This window comes from Mycobacterium innocens (assembly GCF_900566055.1).
GTDB lineage: Bacteria > Actinomycetota > Actinomycetes > Mycobacteriales > Mycobacteriaceae > Mycobacterium > Mycobacterium innocens.
The window spans coordinates 16,375-29,347 of sequence record NZ_UPHQ01000093.1 but is presented as its reverse complement, the minus strand read 5'-3'; the positions used below and the strand labels follow the sequence as shown (position 1 = coordinate 29,347).

The window sequence follows — 12,973 nt, the reverse complement described above, 5'->3', positions numbered from 1 at the left end:
CCGACATCAGGCGGTTGCCGCTGCCCGCCAGGACACCGCTCGTCGTCACCATGCCGCCGCAGACGAAGCGACTGCCCATCCTCATCCAGAGTGACGCGATCAACCCCATACCGAGTGCCCGTCAACACAGTGGACTGGATGGCCGGTGATAGGCGCGAAGCTCACGGAGGGTATGCGCGAACGGACGTGAAAGGTGAACCTCGTCCAGCAGAAAAAGCGCATCGCAGCCAAGCAGACCCGCATGGATGGGTCGCATGCCCCGCGACACGCCGTAGCCGCGGAATAGCAGCCTCGAGCCCACCTGATCGACCGTGGAAACGAGGACCGTTGGAACGTCGGGCCGTGACGCCCAGCTGTCGTCGAGAGCGATTCCACCTCTGAGCTCGGCGAAGACAAACGGAATCTGGTCAGTATCGGGTGAACCGAACAGCGTCCGCAGCCGCCGACTTACTTCGGCGACAATGCTGTCGCTGTCCTGCGATTGTCCCAACGCCTCGAGGAGTTGACGAACACGCCCTGCTACTTGGGTGACGATTACGCGGCGGTCGACGACGAACACTATTCGCCGCGGCGCAGCAGAAGGATCAGCGGCTAGTGAGAACAGCGCGATATCGAGCGCTAAGGTCTTGCCGGCCCCTGTTGGAATATCCAACAACGGCGGCCATTTACCGGTCGTCAGAACCAGTTCCGCGAGGCGCACCTGCCACCGGAATGGTTCGTGTCCATAGACGGCACGCACGAACGCGGTGAAGTCGTGCACAGTGAACGAGCCCATTATCAGCCTTCCGGTGCCATGAGGCCCAGACCGAGATAGCGGCCAGCTCCCAGGAGTAGCGGGCCTTGAACGTCGGTGTCGAAATCGATGCGCGCGTGTACCAGCAACCGTTGGGGCGATCTGGGACCGCCACCACGAAACGCCGGGAACAACCTAGCCGGCCTGCTGCCTGCGACGAGCACGCTGCGAGTCACGGCGACGTAGCTCGGCTGCGTGATGCCAACATGTTCGCAAGCCGTTCGGATCGATTTCTCGGCTCCCTGAGCCGCTCGCATGGCGGTTTCCGGGTTATTACTTCCGAGGTTCCCGGGGTGTCGATCGAGCGCGATCGGCGTGACGGACACCCATGTCTGCGCGGGCCCCGCCCACCGGTCGCGCCGTATACTCCAAGTCTCTAGCGAATCCTGAATCCGCTTGAACCGCAGCTCCTCTCCTCCGCGAAGCAGGATTCGGACCTGGAACCGGCCGCTCTGATCCGATCCCTCCCAGCGGCCAATCGCCCGTAATACCTCGTCTCTATCGGATAGCAGCGGCGACGAGTTGGGAAGCAGGACCGCGAACCCGAGGAGATGGCCGTCCGCATGCTCGCGTCCGACAAACGGCAGCGCCATCACTGCTAGATGCGGATGAATCGAACTCGCGCCGTCGGCACCGTGGCCGGAAATCAACTCGGGAACCGGGTCGGATGCATAGCGCATGAGCGCGGCGCGAACAGTGGTCGCCAGATTGGCTGCTGTCTGGATCTGCAGCCGGCGCCCGGACACTTGTGCGAAGACGAACCATTCGCCGGCGCCGTCGGGTACTTGTGGCTCGCTATCGGCCGACGTTGTATCGAGTAGGCGATACCGCTGTACGCCACTTGGCATCGTGCGTGGTCCGCACCCCTGGTGTCGCTCGAAGCCAGCTTCGAGCTCCCGCATCAGTCCCTCAGTAGTTGTACGCAACGGAGTCCTGCCCTTGGGATCAGGGGTCAACACCGGTAGCTGCAGCGCGTCTGTATCGGCGTGACGATCGATTCGGCAAGACACAAGCGAACTCGAATGGCCCAGCCGAGTCACCATTGCCAGAATGCGGTCTAGCGCTTCGGCAATCGCGTCGGACGGATCGCTGTCGGGCCACACGTAGCGGACGCGTGGCACGGCCGGAGTCACCGACGGGTAATACCGCGGCATTCGTTTACGCCCAGACGGTAACAACTCTGGGTCTTCCTCGATAGGGCGACGGGCCTTCTCTAGAACGCGATAAGCCTCGTCGCGTTGAGCACCTTCAGTGGTGGCGATTCTCCACCTAGCATCCACGATCTTGCGGTATATGCCCTCCGGATCTCCGACGACCTTGGCATCATTGACCGGCACGAAATGGGTACGCACGCCCCGCTCGGTCGCCTCCGATGCGGCGATCAATGGTGCTGGTTGCGTTTCGAGCCACTCGATCGCCGCACGATCAAGTTCACCCGCTTCCTCAAGGTCTGCCCAGGCCGCCACAATCGCCGAAAAAAGCCGGGCCGGATGCGGGGGCCACTCATGCATCCGGCGATCCTCGGGAGCGGTGGCCACAAACCGTCCCGTAAGGAACTCAACGGTGACGGCAACCATCATTCGGCCCCTAGCTCGACGTTCAATTCACGGCTCAGCTCAATGAGTTTTACGAGCTTCGGTGCGGGTTCGAGACGGATCTCCTCCTGATGCCAACCGATTCTCGTCTGGGCCGCCCGCTCAGCAGCCTCAGCGACGAGACCACCAACGGTCGAGCTGTCAAGCGAGTAGGTGCCAACGGTCGAACCATCCCGCCCTAATACCTCGAGCGTCGGTCTGCCCTGAGGCAGCAGCAGGCATCGCGACCGAAGGTCATAATCGTTCTCGACTTGCAAAGCAGCTGCCGCGACGCCAAGTGCCGCGACAGCGGTGCGAGCCGCTACTTCGGCCTCGCGTCGGCGCTGCCCGTCGAGCGGAGACCCGGCAGCATCATGCGTGAAACGCAGCTTCCGCAAAGCGGCCAACGAGAGCACAAGGGTCTGAGTCGCGTGGTCGATCAGCACACCACCCGCTTGGCCATCGATGAACGGGCGGTGGTTTCCATGGTTGATCTGGGAAGGCCTCCCCTGATCAGGGGGCTTCCCGACGAGCACAGGCCTGCCCTTCTCCTGCTTGGCTTGGTTCGGTTCCAGCGTCCAGACTTCCGCGGGGTCCGCCGCCTTGTAAATCTCCGCGGCATCGCGCTCGATGGCAGCGGGGTCGATCCGGCTCCCGACCTTCACCGCGAGCTTGACATCGTGTCCTACGATCTCGGAGACGATCGCGCGCTGGAACTTCGACCCCAGCCCACCTTTCGGTCCTGTCGAATCCCATACGCCGAACAGCAGGCACGTTGGCGCGTAACGGAACATCGACGTGGCATTGTCGGGTCGAGCATCAGTTATTGCCCGCCCGACGTCGCTCAGCCGAAACAACGTGCCGTCGAGGAGACTGTCGCGAAAAAGCGCATCCGCGATCCGGTGGGGTGCCCGCAGGACTGAGATGCGGTCCAGGTCGCGGACGCTTTCGTAGCCCCGGAAGTCCACGAACGCGACAGGAAATTCCAGTTCCCCTGCATCCCAAGCGTTCTCCAACGCATGCTCGAGCCGGTTAGCCTGGGAAGCCACCGAATCGAGCAATACACGCGCGTACTCGTCGTCCGCGTCGCGGCTCGGCCCCTCGACGGCATACTTCGTACGCCCGCCGTCCGCACTATAGGTGGCAGGATAAACGCGGTCGCCGCGACCGCCGGCAGGCTGCATCTCGATAATTGACCGAAGCGCGACACCTTCGCCAGCAACAGCTGTGCGAAGTTCGTCGTAGGTAAGTGGGTTCATTGGACACCTCTCGTTCTGGGCGATTCACGCACTTGCTTACCAGGGGTGTACGACAAGTCGGCTCATTTGTTACGGATCGCTCTCGGGCATGCTCAGCCCGGCAGCAGCACCAGCCCCACCGCGCCGGCGGTGGCCAGACACATCGACGGGCCGTGCGGCATGGTGGCGGCGCCGTCGGCGCCGCCGATAAACCGGGCAACCACGCCGCACACCGCCGTGAGCAGCGGCGCCGCCAGCGCCGCCAGAAACCACACGTCGGCACCGAAGCAGCCGGTTAACCCGCCCACGCCGAACGCCAGCTTGACGTCACCGGCGCCCATCGCCGCCGGAATCACCAGATGTACCAGCAGGTACACCCCGGCCAACGCGGCCGCGCCGGCCAGCGCCGGCACGCCCCGGCCCGCAGCCAGCGCGCCGAGCAGGATCACCGCGGCCCCGGGCACGGTCAACGCGTTAGGTAACCGCCGCTCCCGGACGTCGTAGACGCACAGCGCTGCCATCCACAGCGCAACCGCCCCCGCCAGCGTGCCCATCCACATCTGGGGGCACGCTAGTCCAGCTCCGCCAATGCGCAAGTCATCGCCTCACGGGGAGCGGGCATCCCGGTAAATTGCTCCACTTGTGCGAACGCCTGATGCAGCAGCATCTGCAGTCCACTGATCGCCCGGCCGCCGGCGTCCGTCACGGCAGCGGCCAGCGGTGTGGGCCACGGGTGATAGATCGCGTCCAGCATTACGGGGACGCCGGCCAACGCCGGGACGTAGCGCGCCGCCACGTCCGCCGGCAGCGTACTGACCAGCACTTGCGCGGCGGCGACCTGGTCGGCCAATCCGGCATCGTCCAGGGCGCAGAACCGGCTAGTCACGCCGGCCTGCGTTCCCAGGTCGACCAAACGGGCCGCCTTCCCGGGATTGCGTGCCACCACGGTGATGCCGGTGACGCCGAGTTGGGCCAGCCCGACGACCGCGGCCGGCGCGGTGCCACCCGACCCCAACACCACCGCGGCTCCGGAAGCCGCGCCGAGGGCGCCGGTCACCCCGTCGATGTCGGTATTGTCGGCCCGCCACCCTCGCGGAGTCCGGACCAGCGTGTTGGCCGAACCGACCTGCTCGGCGCGGGCGGTTCGCTCGTCGGCGAACCGCAGGGCGGCGAACTTGCCCGGCATGGTCACCGATACGCCGACCCACTCCGGCCCGAACCCGCCGACGACGGCCGGCAATTGCTCGGCCGTGCACTCGATGCGCTCATAGGTCCAGTCGTCCAGGCCCAGCGCGTGATAGGCGGCCAGGTGCAGTTGGGGAGACCGGGAGTGGGCGATCGGCGAACCGAGAACCCCGGCTTTCCTGGCCTTTCTAGCGGGTGCTGTCGAGGACACCGTTGTGTTTAGCCAGCTCGATGTTGGCCAGATGCTGCTGATAATCCCGGGTGAACAGCGTCGTGCCCTGAGAGTCGATGGTGACGAAATACAGCCAGTCCCCGGACGCCGGATGTTCGGCCGCGTGCAGCGCGTCCACTCCGGGCGAGCAGATCGTGGTCGCCGGCAGCCCCTCGGCCATGTAGGTGTTCCACGGAGTGCGCAGCGCGCGGTCGGCGTCGCTGGTGGCCACTTCCCGGCGATCCAGCGAGTAATTCACGGTGGAGTCAAACTCCAGCGTGCGGTGTTCGTGCAGGCGGTTGTAGATGACCTGCGCGACCTTCGGGAAATCCTGCACGCTGGATTCCTGCTGCACCAGCGACGCCACCACCAGGATGTCGTAGGGTGACAGGCCCAGCGACCTGGCGGTGTCCACCAAACCCGCCTCGGCGTATTCCACAGCGCCCGCGCTGATCAGCGACGACAAGATGGCGCCCGCCGAGGCCGACGGATCGACATTGAAGGTGCCCGGCGCAATGAGCCCCTCGATGCGGCGATGGTCATCGCCGAGCTCGATCACCGGCTCAACCGCCCACGGCGGCACCGAGAGCATCGCCGGGGTGTTCTTGCTTGCCGCGGCACGCAGGTCGGCCACCGCAACGCAGTGCTTGTTCCCGTCAAGATCCATACACGTCGCCCGCGAGATCAACGTGAGGATTCCGGGCGTCACCACGTTGGTCTTCATGTCGGTGGTGTCGTCGAGCTGACGTCCTTCCGGGATGACCAGCCTGCCCACCCTGCTCTTCGGGTCGGCCAGCCGGGCGACCGCGTTGGCTGCCGGGATCTCGGTGCGCATCCGGTAATAGCCGGGCTGAATCGACGAAATCGCCTCATTGCCGTGCGCGGCGTCGACGAACGCCCGAACCGTTTTCACCACGCCGTGCTTGTACAGCGTCTCCCCGACCGCCGTGGTGGAGTCACCCGCCTCGATCTGAATCACGAGGTCGTGCTTGCCGGTTCCGGTGTAGTCGTTACCGGCGCCCAGCATCAGGTGCCAGAGCTTGCCGCCGAAGACGACGGCCGTCGCCACGACCGCGACCAGCAGGGTGAAGGCCAGTCCGCCCAGGATGCGCCGCCGTCTTCTGCGGCTGTGGCTGCGCTTGCGCCGGTCTGCTCTGCTCATCCGGTGCCGGTGCGGCCCCACCGCCACCGGCTCGGCCCGCTGACGGTCGACGTCCTCAGCCATCGGCCACGTTCCCGGTTACCGGTCCGGGCGCTGTACTGCGGCGTTGATCCAGCCACGCCTGCAGGATTGCCACGGCAGCGGCCTGGTCGATCACCGCACGTTGTTCTTTGGCCCGGATGCCCGCCTGGCGCAGTGATCGCTGCGCGCTGACGGTGGTCAGCCGCTCGTCGGCAAGCCGCACCGGTGTCGGGATAATGCGCTGTGCCAGCGCATCGGCCAGGTCGATCGCGTCCTGGGCCGCGGGGCCGATGCGGTCGGCCAGCGTGCGCGGCAGCCCGACCACCACCTCGACGGCCTGTAGTTCGGTGGCCAGCGCAACCAGCCGGCGCAGGTGCTTGCCGGAGCGGTCGCGGCGCACTGTTTCCACGGGAGTGGCCAAGATGCCGTCGGGGTCGCTGCACGCCACGCCGATCCGCACGCTTCCCACATCAATGCCGAGGCGTCGTCCCGGTCCGGGGTCTGAGTCGCCGGGCCGGTCGGGCTGGCGTTGAAGTGGGACGCGCACTCAACCGACCCGCGCTATCGCGGCGATCTCGGAGCGGACCGCGTCGAGCGCGGCGTCGATGCCGGCCGGTTTCTTTCCGGAACCCTGCGCCAGGTCGGCCTTGCCGCCGCCGCGGCCGTCGACGGCCACCGCCAGCTGTTTGATCAGCTCGTTGGCGCGGATCCCCAGGTCCTGGGCGGCCGGATTGGCGGCGACGGCATAGGGCACGCTGTCGTTCTCGCCTTCGGCGATCAGCGCGATCACCGCCGGATCGCTACCCAGCCGGCCGCGGATATCGCCGACCAGGGAACGTAAATCGGCCGATGTGATGCCGCCCGACATGCGCTGTGCCACCACCCGGACGTTACCGATGCGTTCGGCGCCGGCGGCGGCGTTGACCGCGGCTGCCCGCGCATTCGCCAGCCGGACGCGTTCCAGCTCCTTCTCGGCGGCCTTGAGCCGATCCACCAGGTTGGCCACCCGTGTGGGGACTTCGTCGGAGGGCACCTTCAGCGACGAAGCGAGCCCCGCCATCAGGGCGCGCTCCTTGGCCAGGTGACGGAAGGAGTCCAGCCCGACGTAGGCCTCCACCCGGCGCACCCCGGAGCCGATCGACGATTCGCCCAAGATGGTCACCGGCCCGATCTGCGCCGAGCTCTCGACGTGGGTGCCCCCGCACAGCTCCAGCGAGAACGGCCCACCGATTTCGACGACCCGGACTTCGTCGGGGTAGCTTTCGCCGAAGAGCGCCATCGCTCCCATCGCCTTGGCTTTGTCGAGCTGCTCGGTGAAGGTGTGCACTTCGAAATCGGCCTGCACCGCTTCGTTGGTCACCTCTTCGATTTGGGTCCGCTGGTCTTCGGTGAGCGGCCCCTGCCAGTTGAAATCGAACCGCAAATAGCCCGGTCGGTTCAGCGAGCCGGCCTGAACGGCGTTGGGCCCCAGCACTTGCCGCAATGCAGCATGCACCATGTGGGTCCCCGAGTGACCTTGCGTGGCGCCTCTGCGCCAGCCCGAGTCCACCGCGGCGATAACGGCGTCGCCCTCGACGAATTCTCCGGACTCGACGTTGACCCGGTGCACCCAAAGGGTTTTGGCGATCTTCTGCACGTCGGTGACCGCCGCTCGGGCGCTGCCGCCCGATCCGGTTCCGCTGATGGTTCCCTCGTCGGCGATCTGTCCGCCCGACTCGGCGTACAGCGGGGTGCGGTCCAGCACCAATTCCACCCGATCCGCGTCGACAGCCTGTCCTTCCGAGCCGTGGGCCACCACCGGAACCCGCTTGCCGTCGACGAAGATGCCCAGGATTCGCGCTTCCGAGGCGAGTTCGTCGAATCCGGTGAATTCGGTGGGTCCGGCGTCGACCAGTTCCCGATAGGCGGTCAGGTCGGTGTGCGCGTGTTTGCGCGCGGCGGCGTCGGCCTTGGCTCGGCGGCGCTGCTCTGCCATCAGCTCGCGGAAGCCGCTCTCGTCGACCGTCAGCCCGGATTCGGCCGCCATCTCCAGGGTGAGCTCGATCGGGAACCCGTAGGTGTCGTGCAAGGTGAAGGCGTCCGAACCGGAAACCACCGAGGCGCCCTTGGCTTTGGTGGTGCCGGCGACCTCGTCGAACAGCCTGGAACCCGACGCCAGCGTGCGATTGAACGCCGTCTCCTCGGCGACGGCGATGCGGTTGATCCGGTCGAAGTCGCTGACCAGCTCGGGATACGACGGACCCATCGCGTCGCGCACGGTGGCCATCAGGTCGCCGACGATCGGGGTGTCGATGTTGAGAAGCTTGGCCGACCGGATGACACGGCGCAGCAGCCGGCGCAACACGTAGCCGCGGCCGTCGTTGCCGGGGCTTACGCCGTCGCCGATCAGGATCGCTGCGGTGCGGCTGTGGTCGGCGATGATGCGGTATCGCACGTCGTCGGCGTGATTTCCGGCGTCGTACCGACGGGTAGCGCGCGCGGCGACGGCATCTATGACCGGTCGCAGGAGGTCGGTCTCGTAGACGTTGTGCACGTCTTGCAGAACCAGCGCGACCCGCTCGACCCCCATGCCGGTGTCGATGTTCTTGCGGGGCAGCGGACCCAGGATCTCGTAGTCCTCTTTGGTGGTTCCCTCGCCGCGCTCGTTCTGCATGAAGACGAGGTTCCACACCTCGAGGTAACGGTCCTCGTTGACGATCGGCCCGCCTTCGGGGCCGTAGTCAGGGCCGCGGTCGTAGTAGATCTCCGACGACGGCCCGCACGGCCCGGGAATGCCCATGGACCAGTAGTTGTCGGCCATGCCGCGGCGCTGGATCCGCTCGGGCGGCAGACCGGCGACTTCCCGCCACAGGCTGGCGGCCTCGTCGTCGTCGAAATAGACTGTGGCCCAAAGCCTTTCCGGGTCCAGCCCGTATCCGCCAGCGGCAACAGCGTTGGTCAGCAGCGACCAGGCCAGTTCGATTGCCCCGCGCTTGAAGTAGTCGCCGAAGGAGAAATTGCCGGCCATCTGGAAGAAGGTGTTGTGCCGGGTGGTGATGCCCACCTCGTCGATGTCGGGGGTGCGGATGCACTTCTGGATGCTGGTGGCCGTCGGGTACGGCGGTGTGCGCTGTCCCAGGAAGTAGGGCACGAATTGGACCATGCCGGCGTTGACGAACAACAGGTTGGGGTCGTCGAGGATCACCGATGCGCTGGGCACCTCGGTGTGGCCGGCCTTCACGAAATGATCGAGGAACCGTTTCCTGATCTCGTGTGTCTGCACTGTGGTCGCTTCCCTAAGTTTCCTCGGTCAGATTCCATACCAGCCTATTCGCCGGTCTATTAGACGGCTTTCCAAAGAACGCTTTGTGCCCGGCTTAGCCTGGCTTAGCCTTCCACAAAACTCAAACGCACCGAGCGCCGCGGATTATCCCGGTTCAGGTCGACCAGAACGACGCTTTGCCAGGTGCCCAGCAACGGCTCGCCGCCCGAGACCGGCACCGTCACCGACGGGGCGACCAGGGCCGGGAGCACGTGGTCGGCGCCGTGTCCGGGAGAGCCATGCGCATGCCGATAGCGCTCGTCGCGCGGCAGCAGTCTTTCCAGGGTGTCAACCAGGTCATGGTCGGAGCCGGCGCCGGTCTCGATGATCGCGACCCCGGCCGTCGCATGCGGGACGAACACGTTGCACAGCCCGTCACCGTGGGAGGCGCAAAAGCCGCGCACCGCGTCGGTGAGATCGACAATGCGGCGACGCGCGGTGTCAACGTCGAGCACATCGGTATCCACCCGCCCAGCCTACCGGGACGGATTTCGCGGCCCGGCGATCCAAGTGCCGATCGAAGGAGCGGCCCAAGAATTTATTGCCAGGGCTGTCCGGTAGGAGGAAGGTATTCGGTGAGACCGGTGGCGCCACCGGGGCGCCGCCCCCGACATAGGAGGGGCCGATCGTGTACGCACGCTCTACCACCATCCAGGCACAACCCTTGTCGGTCGACATTGGAATCGCGCACGTTCGCGATGTCGTGATGCCCGCTCTGCAGGCGATCAACGGATATGTCGGGCTGTCGCTGCTGGTAGACCGGCAGTCGGGTACATGCATCGCCACCAGCGCCTGGGAGACCCTGGAGGCAATGCGCGCCAGCGCCGAGCGGGTCGCTCCCGTCCGGGATCGGGCCGCGATGATGTTCTCCGGCAACGCGCGGGTCGAGGAATGGAACATCGCGATGCTGCACCGCGACCACCACTCGCATCCCGGGGCATGCGTGCGGGCCACCTGGCTCAAGGTGGTGCCGGATCAGATCGAGCGATCGCTGGACTTTTACGGGATGCATGTGTTGCCCGAAATGGAGGGGTTGGACGGGTTCTGCAGTGCCAGCCTGATGGTTGACCACCCCGCCTGCCGGCGCGCGGTGTTATGCACCACGTTCGACACCATGGACGCAATGGCCCGCAACCGCGACCAGGCAACCGAGTTGCGCAGCAGGCGGGTCCGCGAATTGGGCGCCGAGGTGCTTGACGTGGCCGAGTTCGAGCTGGCGATCGCGCACTTGCGCGTACCTGAGCTGGTCTGACCCGGCTTAACCCGGACACGGTCGCAGCGCGCCGCGTAGCGGTGTGTGCGGCGCAGCGCCGGGGAGCCCGCGTCGAGCGTGCACTGGTGGCGTCGAGCGTGCACTGGTGGCGTCGAGCGTGCACTGGTGGCGAGTTCAGGGCCCGTCGGCCGCCATGGCTACACTCTGAAAACCGTAGGCGCACACTCGAAGCCGCGGATGCACATTCAATGCCTCAGCTCGGTGCCTGCTCGATGCCTGCTCGATGCCTGCTCGATGCCTGCTCGGCGCCTAGCGATGCCTGCTCGATGCCTGCTCGATGCCTGCTCGATGCCTGCTCGATGCCGAAGTAGCCGGCACCGGGCCGTCGAAGCGCCACGCGGCGCGGGACTCCCGCTTGCAGAGAGACAGCAGCGCTGCCGTCGTCAAGGCAGGGCGTCACCCGGAAAGCCTCGGCAAGGGTGTACCTCGTAGGTGAATACGCCGGCGGCGACCGGCGGCGACGCCCGGGTCGTCGTTCATGATCGCCGCGGTGTCGTCAGCCGTCGCCGCGAACACTCCGATGCCGCAGACGTCGGAGCCGTCGGTGACCGGCAGGACCACCGCCAGCACACCCTCGTCGCGCAGTCCGAAGTTGCGGCGCCCGTGCTCCCAGACGATGGCCGGCGCCGCCTCGTCACCGAACTTCGGTCCCTGCTTGAGGATGACGACGCTGTAGGGCCTGGTGGTGGGCAGCAGTTGGTTCATCTCGTCGCCGGTAAGGGTCTTCATGCCCGTCCCCGCTTCTTGCGGATGATCGCCCGCAGCCGGTCCAGCCGGCCGGCCATGTCACGTTCGCCGCCGCGACCGGTGGGCCGATAGTAGTTCACGCCCACCAGCTCGTCCGGCGGATACTGTTGAGCCACAACACCATCCGGGTCGTCGTGAGAGTACTTGTAGCCGTGCGCATTGCCCAGCGCCGCGGCACCGGAGTAGTGCCCGTCGCGCAGCTGAGCCGGGACCAGGCCGGCTTTGCCCGCCTTGATGTCGGCCATCGCCGCGGCCAGGGCCGTGGTGACCGCGTTGGACTTCGGCGCAGTGGCCAGATGAATCGTGGCGTGGGCCAGCGTCAGCTGGGCCTCCGGCATGCCGATCAGCGCCACGGTCTGGGCGGCGGCGACCGCGGTCTGCAGCGCGGTCGGGTCGGCCATGCCGATGTCCTCGCTGGCCAGAATCATCAGCCGCCGCGCGATGAACCGGGGGTCCTCACCGGCGACGAGCATGCGGGCCAGATAGTGCAGTGCGGCGTCGACGTCGGAGCCGCGCACCGATTTGATGAAGGCGCTGACGACGTCGTAGTGCTGGTCACCGTCGCGGTCGTAGCGGACCGCGGCCCGGTCCAAGGATTGCTCGATCGCCTCGACGGTGACCTGCTCGGCAACTTCAGCAGCCACCTCCAGCGCGGTCAGCGCCCGGCGCGCGTCCCCGGCCGCCAATTGCACCAGCAGCTCGACGGCCTCGGGCGTCACCACCACGCGCCCGCCGAACCCGCGGGGATCCTCGATCGCGCGCTGCACCACCATCCGAATGTCGTCGGGGGTCAGCGGCCTCAGCTGCAGGATCAACGACCGCGACAGCAGCGGCGCCACCACCGCAAAGGATGGGTTCTCGGTAGTCGCGGCGACCAACAACACCACCCGGTTCTCGACCGCCGACAGCAGCGCGTCCTGCTGGGTCTTGGAAAACCGGTGCACCTCGTCGATGAACAGCACCGTTTGCTCACCGGCAAGAAGCCCCCGCCGTGCCTCGTCGATGACGGCCCGGACGTCTTTCACCCCGGCCGACAACGCCGACAGGGCTTCAAACCGGCGTCCGGTGGCCTGTGAGACCAGCGCTGCCAGCGTCGTCTTGCCGCTTCCGGGCGGACCGTAGAGGATCACCGACGCCACGCCCGACCCCTCGACCAGCCGGCGCAGCGGCGAGCCCGCCGCCAGCAGATGGTCCTGCCCGACCACTTCATCGAGCGACGCCGGGCGCATCCGCACCGCCAGCGGCGCGCCGGCTGACACGTCGAGGCCATGATCGGTCGGCTTCGGTGCGCCGGGCAGGTCGAACAGACCGTCGGACACGCTTCAGACATACCACGCGAGCCCTGACGGGGCCGAGGCGTCGCACGCGCCGGAGTCGCCACCCGAAAATGGAGCACCACCAATCCGCGCGCCTCCGGCCCACATTTGCTAAGTTCCGGTTTGCTACTTCCACGCGCATACCAGGCGAG

Annotated in this window: 12 protein-coding genes and 1 pseudogene; 1 reads left to right on the top strand and 12 read right to left on the bottom strand. The window is 66.6% G+C overall.

Annotation, left to right across the window (positions count from 1 at the left end; genetic code table 11):
• Positions 1-121: 121 nt before the first annotated feature.
• The 9 genes from EET03_RS10565 to EET03_RS10525 form a co-directional block, all read right to left on the bottom strand.
• Positions 122-775 carry a DEAD/DEAH box helicase family protein gene (locus EET03_RS10565; protein ID WP_075544198.1) on the bottom strand — a complete coding sequence of 218 codons (654 nt, stop codon included), beginning with the start codon at positions 773-775 and terminating at the stop codon, positions 122-124.
• Positions 776-777: 2 nt separating this feature from the next.
• Complete coding sequence (gene csb2, locus EET03_RS10560) at positions 778-2,370, bottom strand: type I-G CRISPR-associated protein Csb2 (protein WP_167470620.1); 1,593 nt, start codon at positions 2,368-2,370, stop codon at positions 778-780.
• Entirely contained in the window at positions 2,370-3,626 is a 1,257-nt protein-coding gene (gene cas7g, locus EET03_RS10555) for a type I-G CRISPR-associated RAMP protein Csb1/Cas7g (RefSeq protein WP_075544200.1), read from the bottom strand. Before cas7g ends, csb2 begins: the two co-directional genes overlap by 1 nt.
• Positions 3,627-3,718: 92 nt before the next feature.
• Positions 3,719-4,159 carry a prepilin peptidase gene (locus tag EET03_RS10550; protein WP_075544218.1) on the bottom strand — a complete coding sequence of 147 codons (441 nt, stop codon included), beginning with the start codon at positions 4,157-4,159 and terminating at the stop codon, positions 3,719-3,721.
• Between the two features lie 17 nt (positions 4,160-4,176).
• A complete protein-coding gene (locus tag EET03_RS10545) occupies positions 4,177-5,001 on the bottom strand; it encodes a shikimate dehydrogenase (protein ID WP_075544201.1) in 825 nt (274 codons plus the stop codon).
• A complete protein-coding gene (gene mltG / locus EET03_RS10540) occupies positions 4,979-6,226 on the bottom strand; it encodes an endolytic transglycosylase MltG (RefSeq protein ID WP_075544202.1) in 1,248 nt (415 codons plus the stop codon). Before mltG ends, EET03_RS10545 begins: the two co-directional genes overlap by 23 nt.
• Complete coding sequence (ruvX, locus tag EET03_RS10535) at positions 6,219-6,731, bottom strand: Holliday junction resolvase RuvX (RefSeq protein WP_075544203.1); 513 nt, start codon at positions 6,729-6,731, stop codon at positions 6,219-6,221. Before ruvX ends, mltG begins: the two co-directional genes overlap by 8 nt.
• Positions 6,732-9,446 (bottom strand): alanine--tRNA ligase, encoded by a 2,715-nt coding sequence (gene alaS, locus EET03_RS10530; RefSeq protein WP_075544204.1) that lies wholly within the window; start codon positions 9,444-9,446, stop codon positions 6,732-6,734.
• 104 nt (positions 9,447-9,550) lie between these two features.
• Entirely contained in the window at positions 9,551-9,940 is a 390-nt protein-coding gene (locus EET03_RS10525; protein ID WP_099194371.1) for a secondary thiamine-phosphate synthase enzyme YjbQ, read from the bottom strand.
• 173 nt (positions 9,941-10,113) lie between these two features.
• Between EET03_RS10525 and EET03_RS10520 the strand changes: the two genes are divergently transcribed.
• Positions 10,114-10,737: a hypothetical protein gene (locus tag EET03_RS10520; protein ID WP_063470109.1), complete on the top strand. Its 624-nt coding sequence runs from the start codon at positions 10,114-10,116 to the stop codon at positions 10,735-10,737.
• 214 nt (positions 10,738-10,951) lie between these two features.
• On the opposite strand, the gene EET03_RS30770 is transcribed toward EET03_RS10520, so the two are convergent.
• The 3 genes and pseudogenes from EET03_RS30770 to EET03_RS10510 all read right to left on the bottom strand — a co-directional run bounded on the left by EET03_RS30770 (position 10,952) and on the right by EET03_RS10510 (position 12,824).
• Positions 10,952-11,095 (bottom strand): hypothetical protein, encoded by a 144-nt coding sequence (locus EET03_RS30770; RefSeq protein ID WP_208649034.1) that lies wholly within the window; start codon positions 11,093-11,095, stop codon positions 10,952-10,954.
• Between the two features lie 46 nt (positions 11,096-11,141).
• Positions 11,142-11,487, bottom strand: a pseudogene (locus EET03_RS10515) (hypothetical protein).
• Positions 11,484-12,824 (bottom strand): replication-associated recombination protein A, encoded by a 1,341-nt coding sequence (locus EET03_RS10510; RefSeq protein WP_075544205.1) that lies wholly within the window; start codon positions 12,822-12,824, stop codon positions 11,484-11,486. The pseudogene EET03_RS10515 and the gene EET03_RS10510 overlap by 4 nt, the downstream one beginning before the upstream one ends.
• Positions 12,825-12,973: the final 149 nt, after the last annotated feature.